The sequence below is a fragment of the Deltaproteobacteria bacterium genome (assembly GCA_030690165.1).
Classification (GTDB): domain Bacteria; phylum Desulfobacterota; class GWC2-55-46; order UBA9637; family UBA9637; genus JACRNJ01.
The window spans coordinates 1-19,706 of sequence record JAUYHF010000004.1 but is presented as its reverse complement, the minus strand read 5'-3'; the positions used below and the strand labels follow the sequence as shown (position 1 = coordinate 19,706).

Annotated in this window: 19 protein-coding genes; all 19 read right to left on the bottom strand. The window is 47.7% G+C overall.

The features are described from left to right. Positions 1-13 precede the first annotated feature (13 nt). Positions 14-1,666, bottom strand: a complete 1,653-nt coding sequence (gene ilvD / locus Q8P28_00525) for a dihydroxy-acid dehydratase (protein ID MDP2681281.1) — start codon at positions 1,664-1,666, stop codon at positions 14-16. A gap of 77 nt (positions 1,667-1,743) precedes the next feature. After that, positions 1,744-1,968 (bottom strand): DUF465 domain-containing protein, encoded by a 225-nt coding sequence (locus tag Q8P28_00520; GenBank protein ID MDP2681280.1) that lies wholly within the window; start codon positions 1,966-1,968, stop codon positions 1,744-1,746. Between the two features lie 82 nt (positions 1,969-2,050). Then, entirely contained in the window at positions 2,051-2,848 is a 798-nt protein-coding gene (gene tsaB, locus Q8P28_00515; GenBank protein ID MDP2681279.1) for a tRNA (adenosine(37)-N6)-threonylcarbamoyltransferase complex dimerization subunit type 1 TsaB, read from the bottom strand. After that, positions 2,845-4,176, bottom strand: a complete 1,332-nt coding sequence (rseP, locus tag Q8P28_00510) for an RIP metalloprotease RseP (GenBank protein MDP2681278.1) — start codon at positions 4,174-4,176, stop codon at positions 2,845-2,847. The genes tsaB and rseP overlap by 4 nt, the downstream gene beginning before the upstream one ends. A gap of 224 nt (positions 4,177-4,400) precedes the next feature. After that, positions 4,401-4,931: a hypothetical protein gene (locus Q8P28_00505; protein MDP2681277.1), complete on the bottom strand. Its 531-nt coding sequence runs from the start codon at positions 4,929-4,931 to the stop codon at positions 4,401-4,403. Next, the gene (locus Q8P28_00500; protein MDP2681276.1) at positions 4,932-5,171 is read right to left on the bottom strand and encodes a P-II family nitrogen regulator; all 240 of its coding nucleotides are present in this window, start codon (positions 5,169-5,171) and stop codon (positions 4,932-4,934) included. Then, positions 5,143-8,364 carry a CusA/CzcA family heavy metal efflux RND transporter gene (locus Q8P28_00495; GenBank protein ID MDP2681275.1) on the bottom strand — a complete coding sequence of 1,074 codons (3,222 nt, stop codon included), beginning with the start codon at positions 8,362-8,364 and terminating at the stop codon, positions 5,143-5,145. The genes Q8P28_00500 and Q8P28_00495 overlap by 29 nt, the downstream gene beginning before the upstream one ends. 11 nt (positions 8,365-8,375) lie before the next feature. After that, positions 8,376-8,717, bottom strand: a complete 342-nt coding sequence (locus Q8P28_00490; protein ID MDP2681274.1) for a P-II family nitrogen regulator — start codon at positions 8,715-8,717, stop codon at positions 8,376-8,378. Between the two features lie 61 nt (positions 8,718-8,778). Continuing rightward, positions 8,779-10,287 carry an efflux RND transporter periplasmic adaptor subunit gene (locus tag Q8P28_00485; protein ID MDP2681273.1) on the bottom strand — a complete coding sequence of 503 codons (1,509 nt, stop codon included), beginning with the start codon at positions 10,285-10,287 and terminating at the stop codon, positions 8,779-8,781. Further along, the gene (locus Q8P28_00480) at positions 10,284-11,684 is read right to left on the bottom strand and encodes a TolC family protein (GenBank protein ID MDP2681272.1); all 1,401 of its coding nucleotides are present in this window, start codon (positions 11,682-11,684) and stop codon (positions 10,284-10,286) included. The genes Q8P28_00485 and Q8P28_00480 overlap by 4 nt, the downstream gene beginning before the upstream one ends. 113 nt (positions 11,685-11,797) lie before the next feature. Beyond that, entirely contained in the window at positions 11,798-12,175 is a 378-nt protein-coding gene (locus tag Q8P28_00475; protein ID MDP2681271.1) for a hypothetical protein, read from the bottom strand. 238 nt (positions 12,176-12,413) lie between these two features. Next, positions 12,414-13,592, bottom strand: a complete 1,179-nt coding sequence (locus tag Q8P28_00470; protein MDP2681270.1) for a 1-deoxy-D-xylulose-5-phosphate reductoisomerase — start codon at positions 13,590-13,592, stop codon at positions 12,414-12,416. A gap of 98 nt (positions 13,593-13,690) precedes the next feature. Next, on the bottom strand, positions 13,691-14,479 hold the full coding sequence (locus Q8P28_00465) for a phosphatidate cytidylyltransferase (GenBank protein MDP2681269.1): 789 nt from the start codon (positions 14,477-14,479) through the stop codon (positions 13,691-13,693). A gap of 24 nt (positions 14,480-14,503) precedes the next feature. After that, positions 14,504-15,259: an isoprenyl transferase gene (locus Q8P28_00460; GenBank protein ID MDP2681268.1), complete on the bottom strand. Its 756-nt coding sequence runs from the start codon at positions 15,257-15,259 to the stop codon at positions 14,504-14,506. A gap of 43 nt (positions 15,260-15,302) precedes the next feature. Then, positions 15,303-15,749, bottom strand: coding sequence for a transcription antitermination factor NusB (nusB, locus tag Q8P28_00455; GenBank protein ID MDP2681267.1), 447 nt, complete (start codon positions 15,747-15,749; stop codon positions 15,303-15,305). After that, positions 15,750-16,226 (bottom strand): 6,7-dimethyl-8-ribityllumazine synthase, encoded by a 477-nt coding sequence (ribE, locus tag Q8P28_00450; protein ID MDP2681266.1) that lies wholly within the window; start codon positions 16,224-16,226, stop codon positions 15,750-15,752. It abuts the gene before it with no gap. An 82-nt stretch (positions 16,227-16,308) separates the two neighbouring features. Then, positions 16,309-17,559 carry a bifunctional 3,4-dihydroxy-2-butanone-4-phosphate synthase/GTP cyclohydrolase II gene (locus tag Q8P28_00445; protein MDP2681265.1) on the bottom strand — a complete coding sequence of 417 codons (1,251 nt, stop codon included), beginning with the start codon at positions 17,557-17,559 and terminating at the stop codon, positions 16,309-16,311. Positions 17,560-17,637: 78 nt separating this feature from the next. Next, positions 17,638-18,606: a dihydroorotate dehydrogenase gene (locus Q8P28_00440; GenBank protein MDP2681264.1), complete on the bottom strand. Its 969-nt coding sequence runs from the start codon at positions 18,604-18,606 to the stop codon at positions 17,638-17,640. Then, positions 18,591-19,451 (bottom strand): dihydroorotate dehydrogenase electron transfer subunit, encoded by an 861-nt coding sequence (locus Q8P28_00435; protein ID MDP2681263.1) that lies wholly within the window; start codon positions 19,449-19,451, stop codon positions 18,591-18,593. The genes Q8P28_00440 and Q8P28_00435 overlap by 16 nt, the downstream gene beginning before the upstream one ends. Positions 19,452-19,706 lie beyond the last annotated feature (255 nt).

The window sequence follows — 19,706 nt, the reverse complement described above, 5'->3', positions numbered from 1 at the left end:
CAAAGATATATTTTTATTTCACCACAGCCCCTGTATTTGCAGATGTTACAATCTTTGCATATCTTGCAAGCCAGCCTTTTTTAATCTTTGGTTCAGGTGGCTTCCAGTTTGCTTTTCTTTTATTCAACTCACTATTCTCAACCCTCAAGTCTATCTTTCTGTTTGGAATATCTATCTCTATCTCATCGCCATCCTGAATAAACGCTATTAGCCCGCCCTCCATTGCCTCAGGCGATATATGACCTATGCAGGGACCACGTGTGCCTCCGGAAAATCTGCCATCAGTTATAAGCGCAACCTTGTCTGCCATGCCCATGCCTGTTATTGTTGCTGTGGGCGCAAGCATCTCTCTCATGCCGGGCCCGCCTTTTGGGCCCTCATATCTCACAACAACAACATCGCCTGCCTTTACCTTTCCATTTAGTATCGCTTGCATGCAGGCCTCTTCGGAATCAAAACACCTTGCCTTGCCTATGAAATGTTTTGCCTTTTCATTTACCGCGGTCTGCTTTACAATACAGCCATTGGGGGACAAATTACCTTTTAAAACCGCTATACCGCCTTCTTTATAATATGCATTTTCCATTGTCCTTATCACATCGCTGTCAATAACCCTGGCGCGGGAGGCAATCTCTTTTATAGTTTTTTTGGAGACAGTTATAGTATCTTTCAAAGAATTTTTCAGCCTGCTCATAACAGCAGGAATTCCGCCTGCGTATTCTAAGTCCTCCATAAAATAGTCACCTGCTGGCTCCAATTTAACGATATTGGGCGTCTCTCTGCTTATCATGTCAAACAGTTCAAGTGGCAGTTCTATCCCTGCCTCATGTGCAATGGCCGGGATATGCAGCGCTGTATTTGTTGAGCCGCCAAGCGCCATGTCAATCCGAATAGCATTCTCAAACGCATCCTTTGTCATAATCTTTCTGGGTGTCAAATCTTCCTCTACCATGCCCACTATCCGCACACCGGAATCAAACGCAATCCGCCTCTTATCCGCAGAGCCTTCAAGACCGGTTGCGCACCCGGCCAGGGACATACCGAGCGCTTCCGTAACACATGCCATTGTATTTGCAGTATACATCCCCTGGCATGAGCCTCCGCCGGGGCATGCGCAGACCTCAAGGTCAGAAAGCTCTTCCTCTGTTATCTCTTTGTTTTTAAACCTGCCTATTGCCTCATATGTATCGCGGACAAACGAGCGGCGCTTCATCTTATACACGCCTGTATGCATCGGCCCTGCTGTAACAATTATTGAAGGCACATCAAGCCGCGCAGCAGCCATGAGCATACCGGGGGTAACCTTATCGCAATTTGTAAGGAGCACAAGTCCGTCAAGGGCATGCGCCATTGTAACAGACTCAATCATGTCGGCAATAAGTTCTCTGCTCGGCAGGGAATAGTGCATGCCTGTATGCCCCATTGCAATACCGTCGCATATAGCAGGCACACCGAAAAAGAATGAATGGCCGCCGCCTGTATGCACGCCTTTTTCAATAAACCTTTCGAGGGTTCTCATACCGATATGTCCCGGCACAAGGTCGTTAAAAGATGTGGCAATGCCGATAAATGGCCTCTCCATCTCCTCTTTTGTAAGACCGGTTGCGTAAAGGAGCGCCCTGTGTGGAACCCTTTCAAGCCCTTTTTTTATTCTGTCGCTTCGCATATATTTATAGAAACAGGTCTTTAGACATGTTAATCCCTTCTTGAGAGGGGCAGGGATGTGTAACTACGAACTGCGAACTATCTATCCGGATACCTTAAAACTATCTCTTCCATCCTGTCCTTCTGCGTCAATTTCATCTTCTTAAGCCTTTTTTCTTCAACCTCTTCTGCTGCTGTTAGATAAATTTTCTTGCTGAGCTTTGCAGCCCTTTTTTCATAGTTTCTATGAGCCTCGTAAATCCTTCTAAATTCTGAATCTCCTTCAAGTAATCCCTTTAAAAAGTTTCCGCCTGATTCGTTCATAAGAATGGCCTCCTTTTTATTTTAGATTACAATGATAGATATTATTACAACATTCCTATCTTGTCAATTTAATCTCTGCCTCCTAAGGCCTCAGATAATTCAAGTTTATCTTTTCAGGGATGCCGGCATCTCCTTTCTTAAACCTCTTCCATGCAAGCAAACCAATGTTTAATGCCCTTATTGACCAGAGATGAGGGGGGGCAAATATTGCCAAATCCTTTAAGGCATCTTTAATAACATCTCCGTATACCTTTATGCCGTTGCCAAGAAATATTGTAGGTTCTTTTACCATCTTTATAAGGACATCAGGGCTTATTGCTGTATCAGGCATAAAACAAGTTGCATATTGTAAGTTATATGTTTCAAGATTTTGCTCCGAAAATGCCTTCCTTACCCCATCCCCACCCCTACCCTCCCCTTGAAGGGGAGGGGGTAAAATATTCTCCTCTCCATCAGGGAGAGGAGTAAGGTGAGGGTGGGGTTGATTTGCATCCTGAAACTTGTAAATCCCTGCGTAAACCTCTTTTTTTCTCGCATCTAATATAGGGCAAATTGGTTTATCAGAATACGGGATATTCATTGCAAGGGCTTCTAATGTTGAAACCCCAACAACAGGTTTATTTAAACTCCATGCAAGCCCCTTTATGGCAGCAAGCCCGATCCGCAGTCCTGTAAAAGAACCCGGGCCGATAGTCAGCGCAAAACCATCTACATCTTCTATCTTTGTGTTGATACTGCTGAGAAGGGTCTTTATCAAAGGCAGCAGTCTCTCCACATGGGTCTTTTGGGTGCAGGTTGTTAATTCAGCAATAACTTGGTCATCCTCAAGCAGCGCGATGCTTCCCGATGATGCGGATGTATCTATAGCAAGTATCTTCAATTTATCAATCTGCGCAGAAATCCGATTATATCAAGCCGCATCACATCATTATATGTTACAAATACCATCAATAAAACCAAGAGACCGATGCCTATATTCTGGACAATAGTCATGACCTTTTCGCTAAGCGGTTTACCCCTTAAAGCCTCTATGCCAAAGAATACAAAAAAACCGCCGTCTAAGACAGGTATTGGTAAAAGGTTTAATATGCCCAACTGGAGACTCAGGAAGGCCGTAAGCGAGAGAAGCGCTGTCAGACCTGATTCTGCGGCCTGGCCGGCCACCTGGGCAATCATCAAAGGTCCGCCAAGGGTCTTGATAGATATCTCTCCTATAAAGAGCTTTTTTATAATCACAAAGGTCATAATGGTCAGCTCTCCCATCTTTTTTGTTCCTTCTATTACTGCCCCTACCGGACCATAACGTCGTGTAATCGTCTCCTGAAGAGGCGATATGCCTATGACATATGCCTTTATATCCTCATTCAACTCAGGTTTAATGCCGACGGTAAAAGTTTCATTTCCTCTTTTTATCAGCAGCAACTTTTCTTCTGCCTTTTTATTTTGAATGGCCTGCTGAAGTTCTATCCAGTGGTCTATCTTTACTCCATTTACAGCGAGGATTGTGTCGCCGATCTTAAGCCCTGCCTTTTCAGCAGGCAATCCCTTATTCAGACCGCCTACCGCAGGGATCACGGGAGGGAGAAATCCTGCAATCCCTCCACCTGTCCGGGAAGACGCCTCAGGTGTAAATAGTATCTCTTTTAACGCCCCATCCCTTTTAATCTTGAGTTTGAGGGATCTATTCGGATTAGATATAATGGCAGTATTCAACTCTTCCCAGTTTTTTATTGATTCGTCATCAATAGATAGTATTATATCTCCTTTTTTTAAGCCTGCCTTATCAGCAATTTCACCCTTTACAACATAGCCGATTATCGGCTCTTTATCTAAATATGCGGGTATTTGAATTCCGATGAGGTATATAAGCGGCAGAAGCGCAAACGCCAAAACAAGATTCATTATCGGCCCTGCTACTACTATTGCCGCCTTTTTTGAAAGAGGCTTATTGGCAAATGATTTTTCATTATCCTCTTGGCTGACCTCTTCATCGGTTGATTCGCCGACCATTTTTACATAACCGCCGAGCGGAAGCGCGGAAATAAGATATTCTGTCTCACCTCGTTTTATGCCGATTATTTTGGGCCCGAACCCGAGAGAGAATTTCAATACCCCCACCCCTGAAAGCTTTGCCATAATAAAATGGCCAAGCTCGTGGATAAAGACTAAAATGCCGAGAACCACCAAAAATGATATTAATGTTGTCATTGTATCCCCTTTTTTTATTTGGTGAGCAGTTTTAAAACTGCTTGATATTACTTGTGTTCAAATTACGAATTGAAATATCCTAAATCTTATCTCTATAATGGTGATGAGAATCAACCACAAACCATGCCAAGACCATTGGCAAATAAAGAGGATTAAGCTTAGGTTTATAATCATACACTGTTATGACAAATGTTGCAAATGGTTCCGAGATTTGAACGAAATTCTTATTCCCTTAAGTGATTTCCTATCTCGAAAGATGCTTCGAAATCTATCACCCCCTCCCAAAAATTCTTTGGACGGCCGAACTTCGCGGGGCCATATATCGGATCAAACCGCACAGTATAAGTTTTTCCCCCTATTAGCTCTCTTTCAATTTTAGAACTATGCCCTTCCTCTGATTTTAGAGCTATCTCGTGAACACCGGGTTTAACCCGCAGTCTTTTTATTAACGTATAATGAATCCCTTCGCCTCTTTCCTCAGCAAGGTTGGATTCTTTTTCCTTTTCACCTTTGACCGATTCCTTGATTTCCTTCCCATCTACAAAAAAGGTAAAGGTATATGAATCTTTTGTTTGCCGTTTCTTAACGTGGGTTATTATGATGACATCTACTTCTTCTTTGGAGAGTGATGCCATGTCTAAAGCGACCTCTTTGACATCTGCCAGCGCTGCTATCTCTTTCGGCGTATGCTTGTAGCATCCTGTAAAAATAACTGCAACAGATAAGCAACATAGAAACTTAGATATCTTTTTCATTTAAATCGCCTCCTCTCCATGTTCAAAGGTTTTTATTCTGACAGCCTTTTCTATATCGTAGACAAAGACCTTCCCATCCCCTGGATTTCCGGTGTGGGCTGTCTTTGTGATAGTCTCAACAACCTTATCCACCAATTCATCTTTCAGCATAATCTGGAAGCAATGTGTCCATTCTTCTATTCCCTCCTCATGTAATAGCCGGGGCAAAGGTTCATCCCCTCTCCGGGATTTCTGCCGCATTCTCTGCCTCTTTTATCCCTACTTCAACAGCTTCGTCTCTTTGGTGAAAGATCCGATAGATCACCGGCAAGACCAGCAGCGTCAGCACGGTAGAGGAGAGAATCCCGCCGATCACCACCGTGGATAGCGGCCGCTGGACCTCTGCCCCAAGTCCCACAGCCAAGGCCATCGGAACAAACCCCAACGACGCAACCAGGGCGGTCATTAACACCGGACGAAGCCGCGTCATCGCACCGTTAAAGATGGCCTGGTCCAAGGAGTGACCTTCTGAACGGAGCTTATTGATGAAAGAAATCATCACAAGCCCGTTGAGCACGGCGACCCCGGAAAGCGCGATAAAGCCGACCCCCGCCGAAATTGACAATGGAATACCCCGCAGCCAAAGCGCCGCAACCCCACCGGTGAGGGCGAGCGGTACGCCGGTAAAAACCAGAAGAGAATCTTTGATTGTCCCGAATGTGATAAACAGCAGGAGAAAGACCAGCAAGAGGGCGACCGGCACCACAATTTTCAGGCGATTTGCTGCGGAGATCATCTGTTCAAACTGCCCTCCCCATGTGGTCCAATAGCCTGCTGGAATGGTCACACGCTCCCGAATCGTCCGCTCTGCCTCCTGCACGAACGATCCGATGTCGCGCCCTCGCACATTGACCGTCACCACTACGCGACGTTTGCCGTTTTCCCGGCTGATTTGATTCGGGCCTGGGGCCACATTGAAATCCGCCACAGCGCCGAGGGGGAGGTAAGCTGCGCCGGCTCGACCTTCAGAATGGAGAGAGGCGATCTGTCGTATCTCTACAGTTCCGGTTTTAGGAAGTGGAACGGGGATCCGTTTCAATGCCTCAATTTTGCCGCGCATATCCTCCGGCAGACGAACAATCATATCAAAGCGCCTGTCTCCCTCAAAAATCTGACCCGCGTTCTTTCCCCCGATGGCGATTTCTATCACCTCTTGAACGTCTGATATACTCAGGCCGTACCGGGCCATCTCTTTCCGGTTCATCTTAATCGTCAGGACCGGCAGGCCGGTCACCTGTTCCACTTTGACATCGGAAGCGCCGGGGATCTTCTCCATCACCTTAGCGATTTTCTCGCCAGTCTCAAACAGAACGTTCATATCGTCGCCGAAAACCTTCACCGCAACGTCGCTTCGCACACCGGCGATCAGCTCATTAAAGCGCATCTGGATTGGCTGGATGAACTCGTAATTATTCCCCGGAATCTTTTTGACCTCCTCTTCAAGCGCCCGGACCAGGTCGGCCTTGGGCCGGTTCGGGTTCGGCCACTCTGACCTCGGCTTCATCATGATAAAATTGTCGGCGACGCTTGGCGGCATCGGGTCGGTGGCAATATCCGCTGTCCCTATTTTTGCAAAAATTGTCTCCACCTCTTGGAATTCTTTGATTTTCTTCTCCAAGACATGTTGCATCTCAATTGCCTGGGAGAGGCTGGTCCCCGGAATCCGTAGCGCATGCATCGCAATATCCCCCTCGTCCAGGCTCGGCATGAACTCGGTCCCCATCCGGGACGCAAGCAACCCGGTCAAAATAACGAGCAAGGTTGCGGTCGTCACCACCAATGCCCTGTTCTGAAGAGAGAGATTCAACAAAGGGGAATATGCCTTCTTGGCCCATCGCACGAGAAAATTTTCTTTCTCGGAAAGCCGCCCGGAAAGCAGAAGCGCTACCGCTGCCGGGACAAAGGTCACCGAGAGGATCATCGCGCCGAGCAGCGCTGTGATTACAGTGAATGCCATCGGGATGAACATCTTCCCTTCAACACCGGTCAACGTCAGGATTGGCAGGTAAACGATCATGATAATCATCTCGCCGAACATGGTTGCCCTCCGGACATCCTTGGAAGCTTCGAAGACGATCTCAAAGCGCTCGGCGCGGGTGAGCAGCCGCCCGAGGCGACGCTGCTCCTCCGAAAGCCTGCTGATGCAGTTTTCAACGATAATGACGGCGCCGTCGACAATGATTCCGAAATCGAGCGCTCCCAGACTCATCAGATTGGCGCTGACCTTTCTTTCGACCATGCCGGTAATCGTAAAGAGCATAGATAAAGGAATGACCAGTGCGGTAATCAGCGCCGCCCGGATATTTCCCAAAAAGAGGAAGAGGATGGCAATGACCAGAAGCGCCCCTTCCATCAGATTTTTTTTGACTGTCTCAATGGTTGCATCGACCAGCGTGGTCCGGTCATAGACCGTTTTGGCGGAGATCCCTCCTGGGAGAGTCCGATTGACCTCTACCATTTTCTGAGCCGCTCGTTGGGAGACGGTTCGGCTATTCTCCCCGATCAGCATTAATATCGTGCTCAAAACTACCTCTTTCCCATCTTTCGTCGCGGCGCCGGTCCGCAGCTCTTTTCCGAGGAGGACCTCCGCCACATCTTTGATGTAAACAGGAACCCCTTGATGATTCCCGAGGATGATCTGCCGGATTTCCTCCAGATCGGCCACCTGCCCCGGGGCCCGGATCAGATACTGCTCCCCGCGATGCTCGATGTATCCTGCGCCGACATTGGCATTGTTCTTTCCGAGGGCCTCAATGATGTCCTGGAATGTCAATCCATAAGATATCAACTTTTCAGGGGAAGGGGTGACATGAAATTGCTTCTCATATCCGCCGATGGTGTTTACGTCGGTGACCCCCGGCACGTTTCGAAGCTGGGGTTTGATGACCCAATCCTGAATCGTTCTCAAATCGGTCGGGGTGTAGGGGGCGCCGTCCGGTTTTTTAGCCCCTTCTTTCGCCTCAACAGTCCACATGAAGATCTCGCCGAGACCGGTGGCAATCGGCCCCATCGTCGCCTCAACTCCCGGCGGAAGTTTTCCTTTGGCCTCCTGGATCCGCTCATTGACCAACTGCCGCGCAAAATAGATGTCGGTCCCGTCCTCAAAAATGACGGTGACCTGCGAGAGGCCGTAGCGGGAGAGGGAGCGGGTCTCTTTCAAATTGGGAAGCCCTGCCATGACCGTTTCGATCGGGAAGGTGATCCGCTGTTCGGCCTCCGCGGGAGAGAAGCCAGCCGCCTCGGTATTAATCTGAACCTGAACATTGGTAATATCAGGCACCGCGTCGATGGGGAGCAGCTGATAATTATAGACCCCCAACGCAGAGACCGCCAGCGTCGCCATCAGGATGAGCCATCGCTGCCGGATGGAGAATTTGAGTATCTTTTCAAGCATGACTAACCTCCTTAAACTGCCAAATCATTTTGTTCACCGGTGCGGATTCGAACCACCTCGGAGAGATTACCGATCGTGATGATGCCGTCACCTTTTATTCCGGTATGCGCTGCGCTACGAATTGCCTCGGTCAGGGCCGGGGCGATTTCGTCCGAGCAAACAATGACCATCACGACCTTGCGGTGGTAGTCGATGTCATCCTCCGTGACGACATAGGCGCCGCCGGTGCCCCGGCCCCGGCCCTGTCCACGGGCATCCAGCAGGGTAAAGCCAGGGAAGTGTGCAATTTCATGCAGGGCGCGCACTACCTTGCTGACTATATGAGGGTGAATGATCGCTTTGATTTCTTTCATCCCGTTATCCTCCTTTTATTTTTTTCTCTGGCATCTGACCCTTGGTCCCGGCCTTCGTCTTTTAATGATCGTGCGTGGCCCCCGTCTTGCCGAGATCGGCCTTCAACACAAAGCTGTTCTTCGCGGCATATTTCTCTCCGGGCGAGAGACCGGAGAGGACTTCCACCCATTTTCCATCGCTTCGCCCCAGCTCCAATGGACGCGCTTCAAACTGATTGCCGTATTGGACGAATACGACATTCCAGTCCCGGAAGGTCTGGATTGCGTCGGCCGACACAGCGACCGGCACTGGCGCCTCTTCCTGAAACAGCTCGACCGTGACGAAAAGACCAGGACGCCAGAGCCCTTTGGGATTCGGGATGTCGACATGGGCCGTGGCAGCACGGGTCTGTTCGCCGACCATGGACCCCAGATACGAGAGATTGCCTGTGGCTTCCAAGCCCAATTCTTTCGACCTCACCGTTGCTTTCTGACCCAGGCGGACGACACGAAGATCTTTGGCATAGACCGTAATTTCCCCCCAAAGCGTAGAGAGGTCGGCAATGACAAAGATGTCGGCGTCCTCCTTGATCGCCTCGCCGACGGCAACCTGCTTTTCGACAATCATCCCGTTAAACGGCGCCCGCAATTCGTAGCGGGCCAGGTTTCCTTCCGTCATTTTTGAGATGTTCTCCATGTCCGCCTTGGAAAGACCTAAGGCGAGCAATCTTTGGATAGCCGCTTGTGACTCGATCTCTGTCTCGGCCAATCCTTGCTTGCTGGCAAGAAAATCCTGCTCAGGGGAGATCTTCTTTTTAAAAAGGCTCTCCTCCCGTTCAAAGTTCGCTTTGGCCAGTTCCACTCGTTTTGCCGAGGATAGATAAGCGCTCTTTAAATCGGCCAACTCCCGACTATTGAGAACAGCGATGACCTCCCACTTCTTGACTTGATCTCCCAAGTTCTTCCGTATCTCTGTGACAACTCCCGATAGTCTGGGGACGACATGCGCCACCTTATTTTTGTTGAGCCCTATCTTGCCGGGAAGCTCCAGAATCATTTTCATCCGGATCGGTCCGGCGGTCTGAATCTCAATTCCGGCGGCCGCCGCCGCTTCGGGGGCCATTTCCACTCTTCCTTCGACCTGGGAGTATTCCCATTGGTAGGACTGCCCCTTCCACTCTGCAGCGACCCTCACATCGAATGAGTGCAGCTCTTCGACCACCTTATCTCCCCGGAGATAATCTCCCTCTTTTTGGAAGCTAATCTCATCGACCTTTCCCCCCAGCCGGTGCAGCGCGATATTGAGTTTCACCTCATTCGGATCAAACGGCTTTCCCTTCTCAAAGAGATAGACCCGAAACTGCGGCGGAACCCCCTTTTCGTAAATCGTGACCTCAACCTGAAAACCGTCCTTGGAGAGGAGTCTTCCTCCGTGAGGCCCTTTCACCACATCGGCCGCCTTCTTTTCAGAGCCTTCATTCTCCTGAGTATTTCTCTCCATCGAGTTTTTGTCTGTGCGCAACGTGAGGAATGCCATGACGATCCCCACCAATAGGACAGCGATGACCGGTATTGCATTTTTATTTTTCATTTTATGACTCCTAATTTATTTTCTTCTGGAGCGTTCTGGACAGCGTCCAACCTTTCCCCAATCAACCGTTCCACATCGGCCACGGCATGGTGGTAGTCAGTCAACGCGCGAAGCAATTGAGCGCGGGAAGCAAAAAAGATCCGCTGCGCGTCAAGAACATCCAAAAGGCCGAATTTCCCCAGGCGATATCCTTCGTTCACCGCCTCAAATGCTGTCTTTGCTCCGGGAAGAACCGTCTCTTCTAAAGAGGTAACCTCTATATATGCCGTGGAGAGGGCGCGGTAGGCCTCGGCGAGTGCTGTGGCGACCCGCACCTTGGCAGCCCGTCGCTCCTCTTCCGCCCTCGTCAGCCGGAAGCGCGCCTCCTGGATGTTTCCCTGATTCCAGTTAAATAAGGGCAAAGGGATGGAAAGGCCAAAGACAAAGAGATTGTCATCCGTCGTGTTGTATCGTCTGTATCCCCCCATCAGGGTGATGTCTGGAATGGCCTTCGACCTTTCCATGTCAATAACTGCCTTACGCTGCGAGATCTCAGCCGCCCACCTGGCGAGGTCCGGATTCTGTGAGAGATGTTGTTCTAATTGCGAAAGTGGAGGTATCTCGTAGACAGGACCGAGATACCCTTCCGCCCTCTTGAAAAGGGAGTGTGTGCTTCCCCATGTCGCGGCCAGGCGTTTACGAGAGGCCTCCAATTCCCGTTTGGCCCGCTCCATCTCTATCCGGGTGGATGAAAGAGCGACATTCGCCTTCGTCTCTTCCACGGGGGAAACCTTTCCTGCCTTCACCCTTTCAGAAACCACTCCCGCAACCTGCTCCGCCAGGCGTACCGTTTCCTCCGTAAGCGCCAATTGTTGCTGCGCGCTCAAAAGAGCGGTAAATGCCTGAGAAACCTGGGTGGCGACATAGATCCGTTTGGTTTCGTAATCCCATCCCGCCAGATCGCGCGTGAGGGAAGCGACTTCTTTTCTTTTAGAGCGCTTTCCTCCCAACTCGATGAGCTGGCTGAGTTGGAGGGTCGACTGCGGCTGTGGGACGCTTTCGACTGAGGCGTCCGTCGCCCCGATGTCTTGCAGGTCAGCCCCGATCGTCGGATTGGGAAGAAGCCCGGCCTGAAGTGTTGCCGCTTCCTGGGCGCGGACTTCCCACGAGAAGGCCGCCAACTCCGGGTTTCTCATTAACGCCAGAGCCAGGGCCTGCAGCAGCGTGACGGCACCGGTCAGCTCTTCTATCTCAATCGCTTTTTGCGCTGTTTCTTCCGTCTCGGCGGGAGGGTGAAATACGGGGAGAGCTCTCCCAAGTGGACGGGGTTCTGGAAAAGCGGTATCTGAACGATAGATGACGCAGCCAGTAAGCCCGAATAGCAACACAACACCTAAAATAATTGTTTTTGAATGCATGAATATCCTCCGAAAAATTTTCTCTCCATAGAGAGGCGACATCTCGCGTCTCTACAGGTTGCCGTCTCTGAGCCAAAATAGAGACGGGCGATGGGATCACTGTTTCGGAAGATTTAAATCAAAAGAATAGTGGTGTGGAGAGAAACAAGAGTAGGATTTGCTTTGGGTGGGGGATCTGATAAGAAATGGGTTGAAATAGACTTAATAAAAACAGGTCTTATCTTGGCGATTGCTAAATCGGTTTTGGATGCCCCAATCGTTTTTACCGCCGCAATGACCAGTTGCTTCTCTTCTGAAACGTGGAATTCGTGGTCCGAATGGTCATCTTGCCCGGCCGCGGTGGAGAGGACTTTGTCCAGTATATCATGTTCATGTTTACGATCATCACCCGCTGGCGACTCATGCTCATCTTGATTTCCTGGATGATGAAGGACGAGATGAATTATGCCATGGCTTTGGCTTAAGAAGATTTTGTGGGTATTTCCTGTCATCACGAAAAGCAAGGGCAACCCCTGAGCGCTTCCCGCCCAGACCAGAAGATAGGCCAGCAGACATAAGGATACTATGAATGGTTGAGTTCGGCTCTTTTTCTGACGCGGTATTTTCGTGGACAACTCCTAATCGTTAGAAATATTTATATCACATTTGTGTTTCGATGACAAATCAAATCAGAAGCTGTTTCGAACAGCTATATAATCCGATATAATCAGATATAAAGTAAAGTAAAGTTTAATTTAAGCAATAAAGATGCGCGCTTATTATCTCTTTTGCCCTTTCCCGCGCCTTTCTGTCCGCATCCAAAATTTCTTTCAGTTTTGGATGGACTTTGGATTTAGGATTGTTGAATTTCTCCATCGTTGTTTTCACAATCTTTGGTATATCCGTAAATTTTATTTTTTGCGCTAAAAACGCCTCCACCGCAACCTCATCTGCGGCGTTCAAAATTGCCGGCATAACACCACCTGCCTCTATTGCCTGATATGCCAATTGCAGCGCTGGAAATCTTTTTTCATCCGGCTCCATGAATATAAGCTTATCCATTTTGCAAAGGTCAAGCGGCGCAACACCGCAGTTAATTCTGTCATCAGGGTATGTAAGGGCGTAGGATATAGGCCCTTTCATATCAGTTGGTCCAAGCTGTGCCATAATTGAACCGTCCACATATTCAACCATAGAATGAACAATGCTCTGAGGATGAACATGCACGCTGATCTTTTCCGGCGGCATGTCAAAAAGCCACATAGCCTCAATTACCTCCAACCCTTTATTCATCAGAGTTGCTGAGTCTATGGTCACCTTTTTCCCCATCTTCCATTTTGGATGGTTCAATGCCTGTTTTGGCTTAATGCCTAATAATTTTTTGATAGGCAGATTTAAAAACGGCCCGCCGGATGCCGTGAGTATCAGCCTTTTAATATCCTTTTTTTTATGCCCTACCAGAGATTGAAATATAGCGCTGTGCTCGCTGTCAATAGGGAGAAGATTAATATTGTTTTTTCTAACCTCCTCCATTACCAATCCTCCTGCCATTACAAGAACCTCTTTATTTGCAAGGGCAATGTCCTTGCCCGCCTTTATTGCCGCCAGGGTTGGCGCAAGGCCGCTTGCTCCAACCAGCGCAGAGACAGTCAAATCTACACCATTGCAGACAGCCACCTCAAGCAAACCATCATCTCCGCAACAAACTTTCGGCTTGTAAGATAAATCGCGTTTTAATTCATTTATATCTTTTTCGTCTGAAAGAGATATGATTTTCGGCTTAAATTCCTCTGCCTGTCTTCTGAACAACCCCTTATTTCTGCCTGCCGCAAGCGCCAATATCTTAAATCTGCCAGGGTATCTTCTGACAATCTCAAGAACATTTTGACCTATAGAGCCTGTGGAACCGAGGATTGCAAGTTTTTTTATCTTAGCCACTTTTTACTCAAAAATACACATCAATCAAGGCTAAAGCCTTGAGTTACGGGTAACCGCAAGCTTTAGCCTGCGTTATGTAACTCAAACCTTTAGGTTTGAAAAATAAGGTAATAATACAAAAACGGGATTGGAAAGATGAGGCTGTCTATCCTGTCCAGCATCCCGCCATGACCGGGAAGGATGCTTCCTGAATCCTTTACTCCCGCGCTTCTCTTGATAAGCGACTCAAAGAGATCGCTTAATTGTCCCAATATTCCTATGAATATCGCCAGCACGCTAATTTCTTTCAGCAAAATATGGGTTAAAAAAAAATGATGAAATATGAGAGCAACTGCAACCCCCCCTATGAGCCCGCCTAATGCGCCCTCCACAGTTTTTTTGGGACTAACCACCGGAGAGAGTTTATGTTTTCCAAGCCCTTTGCCCGCATAATATGCAAATGTATCGTTTGCGGCTATAATACAAACAAGAAATAAAACCCAGAACCTTCCCTGCTCCAGATCCCTTATCAGTATAAGATGGGAAATAGGAAAGGCTATATATATGATCCCCAGAACCCCTGCGCCTATGCGGGTGGTAACAGAGGCAAGCAGGTTGTGTCTAAAAAGGGAGTCTATGAAGATAAAAAAAACTGCAAAGATTAAATAAAAGATTAAATATCCGGAAAACCCTTTATGCTCAAACAGATAAATTATAACAGGGACAATTGCCCCTAACAAAGTTCCGATAACCAAAAAAATCTTATCATAGCCGATGGTTATTTTGTAATATTCAAACATGGCAAGGCAAATTATTAAAACAACTATCGCGAAAAACCAGAAGGCAGCGGCATAGAGCGCCAAAAATACAAATAAAACGCCGAGTAAAAGACCGGTGATTACCCTTGTCAGATAATTCCCCCCCTATCCTATCTGCCTGACTTTAAGCTGGTCCCTTGTGAGGCCGAACCTTCTTTCCCTGTCCTGAAAATCCAGGAGCGCTTCAATAAGATGCTGTTTTGTGAAATCGGGCCACAGTACATCTGTTACATATATCTCGGTATAGGCCATCTGCCAGAGAAGAAAATTGCTTATTCTGAACTCGCCGCTCGTCCTTATGAGAAGATCCGGGTCCGGACAGCCGGCAGTATAGAGATGCCTTGCGAAAAACTCCTCTGTGATATCGTCTATATCAATCCTGCCCTCTTTTACCCCTAAAGCGACCCTTTTTGCAGCCTCTACTATCTCGGCCCTTCCGCCGTAGCTAAGCGCAAGATTTAAGACCATTTCGCTGTTGTCTTTTGTCTTCTCTTCCACCTCTTTTATAATCTTCTGGATATTCGTGGGAAGTTCCCAGAGGCTGCCTATTGCCTTAAATCTTATGCCGTTCTTAACAAGTTTCAGGATCTCGCCCCTCAAATGCCGTTCCAAGAGTCCCATAAGCGCACTGATCTCTGAACGCGGCCTGTTCCAGTTTTCTTTTGAAAATGTATAGAGGGTGAGACAGCCGATGCCAATCTCGCGGCAGAACTCAACTGTGTCCTTCACAGCTTCAATGCCTCTTTTGTGGCCGTTTATTCTCCCAAGATGCCGCTTTTCCGCCCATCTGCCGTTGCCGTCCATGATAATGGCGATGTGTTGGGGAAGCCTCTCTTTTATAAGTCCGTCTAATATATTCACCTTTAGGGTGCGTGGTTTCGCAGGCTAAAGCGTTCGACTGAGCTCACGCCGAAGTCCCACGGCTACCAATCTCCTCTTTTTTTAAAGAAAGCCCTTGCCCTATCTTATCCAATATCCCGTTTATAAACGCCCCTGAATCCTCTGCCCCGTATATCTTTCCAAGCCCTATTGCCTCGTCAATAGCCACCTTAAACGGGATATCAGGACAATAAACCATTTCAAAGGCCGCAAGCCTCAGGATGTTCCTGTCTATAAGGGTAATCCTGTATACTGACCAATTCTCTGCATTCGTCTCTATCAACCTGTCTATCTCTCTTCTATGCTCCCACACGCCGTTTACCAATCTTAAAATAAATCCTTCTGCATCCTTTGCAAGATTTTTCTCTTCGAACTGCATTGCGGTTATATCCTTGATATCACCGTCAGCCATATCAAGTTGATAAAGCATCTCCAACGCCGCTATCCTTGCCTTACGCCTGCTTAAAGCCATCTACTTCCTCTTTCCAAGCTCCTTAAATAAATTTGCCATCTCTATGGCGCTTAAGGCAGCATCCCTCCCTTTATTCCCTGATTTTGTGCCTGCCCTCTCTATCGCCTGCTCCAGATTATCGGCGGTTATAATGCCAAAGGAAATCGGAAGCCCTGCCTCCAAAGATAACTTTGCAATACCTTTCGCAGCCTCAGATGCAATGTAATCAAAGTGCGGCGTGGAACCCCTGATTATGGCGCCAAGACATATAACTGCGTCGTATCTGCCGTTCTTTATCATGGCCTGCGCTGCAACAGGCGTCTCAAAAGAACCGGGGACCTTGACCACATCTATATCGCCGTCTGATGCGCCGCTCCGTAAAAGCGTGTCAACAGCGCCTTCCAAAAGCTTGTTGCCTATAAAGTCATTAAATCTGCTTACCACCAGCCCAAACTTTAATCCCTTTGCTGATAGACCACCTTCTATTATTTTTGGCATAAAACCTCCTGTTTAGTTCATGGCTCGTAGCTCATGGCTCATAGTAAAAACTATCAGCTATGAGCTATCAGCTTTTCTATCATTAGCGCTTACACGAAATATCCTTTTTCTCGTCTTCAACAACCGCTTCAAGATTACCTATCATATGCCCCATCTTCTCTTTTTTAACCCTTAGGTAGCTGATATTCCGCTCATGAGGAACAACCTCAAGCGGTGACCTTTCAACAACCTCAAGGCCATAGCCTTCAAGGCCCACTATCTTTTTAGGATTATTGGTCATAAGGCGCATCTTTCTTACGCCAAGGTCAAGAAGTATCTGCGCCCCTATTCCGTAATCCCTAAGGTCTGCCCTAAAACCGAGTTTTTCATTTGCCTCTACAGTATCCATACCCTTATCCTGCAAGGCATATGCCCTAATCTTGTTTGCAAGACCTATGCCTCTGCCCTCCTGATGCATGTAAAGGATTACCCCTTTCCCTTCTTTTTCAATTAGCTTCATGGCGCACTTAAGCTGGTCTCCGCAGTCGCATCTTTCCGAACCAAACACATCGCCTGTAAGACATTCGGAATGAACCCTGACCAGAACAGGCTCTTCGGGGATTATTTCACCTTTAACCAGAGCCATATGCTCATGTACATCCACATCATTCTCATAAACTATTGCCTTAAAATCTCCGCCATATCGGGTAGGCACTACTGCCTCTGCAACCCTTCTGACGAGCCTGTCTTTTCTTAATCTGTATTCAATAATATCGGCGATAGTAACTATCTTAAGGCCGTGCTCCTTTGCAAAGACTTCCAGATCAGGCATCCTTGCCATTGTGCCGTCATCCTTCATAATTTCGCATATAATCCCGGCCGACTTTAATCCGGCAAGCCTTGCCATATCAACCGAACCCTCTGTCTGTCCTATCCTTACCAATACCCCGCCCTTTCTGGCGCGCAATGGAAAGATATGGCCAGGCCTTGCCAGTTCATCAGGTCTTGCCTCGTCTTTAATAGCTGTGAGGATAGTATGCGCCCTGTCATGGGCAGAGACTCCGGTTGTAACACCTGTTCTGGCGTCTATGGATACTGTAAACGCTGTCTTGAGCGGAGAGGTATTCTCCGCTACCATTGGCCTTAAATCAAGTTCATCTGCCTTTTCCTCTGTCAGGGTAAGGCATATAAGCCCGCGGCCGAATTTTGCCATAAAGTTTATGGCCTCAGGCGTCACTTTTTCTGCGGCCATTGTCAGGTCGCCCTCGTTTTCCCTGTCCTCGTCGTCAACGAGGATGATCATCCGCCCCTCTTTTATATCCTTAATTGCCTCTCCAACCCTTTTTATTGCCATACGCTCCCCTTATTCAAAATACAGACACCAGACTTAAGTCTAAAGTCTAAATTAGACTAACATACAAACTGATTAAACTCAAATCCTCAAACTTCCTGCCAGTTCACTCACTCGTTTAACACCATTCTTCCTGCAATAATCCTCTATCCCTTCTATCATCTTTATGCTTGCCTCCGGGTCTATAAAATTCGCCGTCCCCACCTGAACTGCGGATGCGCCGACGAGCATAAACTCTATTGCGTCCTCTGCCGTCATAATTCCGCCTATGCCTATCAGAGGCGTCTTTACTGCCTTAGCCACTTGCCACACCATTTTTAAAGCAACAGGCTTTATTGCAGGGCCTGAGAGTCCGCCTATTATATTGCCGAGTTTAGGTCTCCGTGTGTTTACATCCACAGCCATGCCTGAAATGGTGTTTATGAGCGAAATGGCGTTGGCGCCTGCATCCACTGCGGCCTTTGCTATTGCCGTTATATCCGTGACATTTGGAGAAAGCTTTACAATCAGCGGAAGCTTGGTGTATTTTCTGACTGCGCTTACAACCTTAAGCGTCATATCAGGGTTTGTGCCAAACTCAAGCCAGCCCTCCTGCTTATTAGGGCAAGATATATTCATCTCTAAACCAGCAATGCCATCCGCACCATCTAAAGCCCTTGCCGCCTCGCAATATTCATCAATAGAGTCGCCGAAAAAATTTGCAATCACTTTTGTGTCAAATTTTTTAAGAAATGGCAGTCTATCTTTTATAAATGCCTCAACACCCACATTTTGCAGGCCGATGGAATTAAGCATGCCTGCTGCTGTTTCCACAATCCGTGGCGGAGAATTGCCTTGCCGCGGTTTTAGAGACAGCCCTTTTACAACCACAGCGCCGAGTCTGTTTAAATCCAGATATGGCGCAAATTCCTCGCCGTAACCAAATGTACCGGATGCGGTCATTACGGGGTTTTTGAGCTGAATGCCCGCTATGTTTACGGACATATCAGGTTTACTTTCACTGACCCTTAACCACTGTCCACTGTCCACTGTCTTTACACCTTTTCCCATTCTATCTCCCTTGCGTCAAACACTGGCCCGTCCTTGCAGACCATTTTATAGACGGGGTCGGGGATCGGGGATCGGGGATCGATGTTTAAACCTTCTGACCCCTGACCCCTGACCCCTGACTTCTGACTCCTGACTTTTACAGCACATCCAAGGCAGGCTCCCATGCCGCATGCCATTGCGTTATCTAAAGATACATGGCAGGGAACATCTGCATCTTCAGCTATTTTTGCAACCTCTTTCAACATACCTTTTGGGCCGCATGCGTACACGACACAATCATCTTTTTTTGTAACTTCCTTTTTGAGCAGATCCGTTACCAATCCCTTTTTTCCCACGCTTCCGTCTTGCGTGGAAATTTCCATTGCAATATCAAGTTTCTTAAAATCCTCTAAATCCGGCAAATCATCTTTGCCCCTTCCGCCAAATAGAAGTTTCAAGCTGATAGCTGATAGCTGACAGCTTTCAGCCAACAAATAAAATGGCGCAATGCCAATGCCGCCGGCAACCATGAGTATATTCAACCCCCTCTGTCCCCCGTTAGCAAAGGGGGATGAAAGGGAGTTAGGAAAGCCATTGCCTAAAGGGCCAAGCATGTCTACCATATCACCTTGCCTTAAACCTGTCATCAGCCTCGTTCCTTTTCCAACCACCTTATAAAGGATTTCAATGCCTTCGTCTATAATCCTATACACCCCAAACGGTCTCCTCAGCAGAGGATCAATATAATTTGTAAAATGGAGCATGACAAACTGTCCCGGCTGAATATTCGGCAAAGGCTGCCAATTGATTCCTATCTTATAGTAGAGAGGAAGTATTTGTTTGTTGTAGAGAATTTTGGTTTGCATAAAATAGGTTAAAGAAGCGAATGATATCCGGAAACCGGACAAACACGAAAAATGGCGTATTATCCGACTGCGTAACTATAATAAAATTAACCGGTTGTGTCAATTCGTATTTGTTTTCGGTAATGTATTATTTCTTGTGTCAGAAGCAAGAAAGGGGTATCTCCATGGTAAGCCAATACCAAAACAAAAGGAGGATACCCCATGACTCAAAGAGCCACAATAGAGAATTATGCACAGGCAGTAAGGATAGTCAAG

Coding starts and splice junctions, on each gene's coding strand:
- Q8P28_00495 (MDP2681275.1), bottom strand. CDS start 8,364: ATGCTTGAAAAGATACTCAAATTCTCCATCCGGCAGCGATGGCTCATC.
- Q8P28_00505 (MDP2681277.1), bottom strand. CDS start 4,931: ATGAAAAAGATATCTAAGTTTCTATGTTGCTTATCTGTTGCAGTTATT.
- Q8P28_00490 (MDP2681274.1), bottom strand. CDS start 8,717: ATGAAAGAAATCAAAGCGATCATTCACCCTCATATAGTCAGCAAGGTA.
- rseP (MDP2681278.1), bottom strand. CDS start 4,176: ATGACAACATTAATATCATTTTTGGTGGTTCTCGGCATTTTAGTCTTT.
- Q8P28_00440 (MDP2681264.1), bottom strand. CDS start 18,606: ATGGGAAAAGGTGTAAAGACAGTGGACAGTGGACAGTGGTTAAGGGTC.
- Q8P28_00445 (MDP2681265.1), bottom strand. CDS start 17,559: ATGGCAATAAAAAGGGTTGGAGAGGCAATTAAGGATATAAAAGAGGGG.
- Q8P28_00475 (MDP2681271.1), bottom strand. CDS start 12,175: ATGACAGGAAATACCCACAAAATCTTCTTAAGCCAAAGCCATGGCATA.
- Q8P28_00435 (MDP2681263.1), bottom strand. CDS start 19,451: ATGCAAACCAAAATTCTCTACAACAAACAAATACTTCCTCTCTACTAT.
- Q8P28_00520 (MDP2681280.1), bottom strand. CDS start 1,968: ATGAACGAATCAGGCGGAAACTTTTTAAAGGGATTACTTGAAGGAGAT.
- Q8P28_00480 (MDP2681272.1), bottom strand. CDS start 11,684: ATGCATTCAAAAACAATTATTTTAGGTGTTGTGTTGCTATTCGGGCTT.
- Q8P28_00500 (MDP2681276.1), bottom strand. CDS start 5,171: ATGCGGCAGAAATCCCGGAGAGGGGATGAACCTTTGCCCCGGCTATTA.
- Q8P28_00485 (MDP2681273.1), bottom strand. CDS start 10,287: ATGAAAAATAAAAATGCAATACCGGTCATCGCTGTCCTATTGGTGGGG.
- nusB (MDP2681267.1), bottom strand. CDS start 15,749: ATGGCTTTAAGCAGGCGTAAGGCAAGGATAGCGGCGTTGGAGATGCTT.
- ilvD (MDP2681281.1), bottom strand. CDS start 1,666: ATGCGAAGCGACAGAATAAAAAAAGGGCTTGAAAGGGTTCCACACAGG.
- ribE (MDP2681266.1), bottom strand. CDS start 16,226: ATGCCAAAAATAATAGAAGGTGGTCTATCAGCAAAGGGATTAAAGTTT.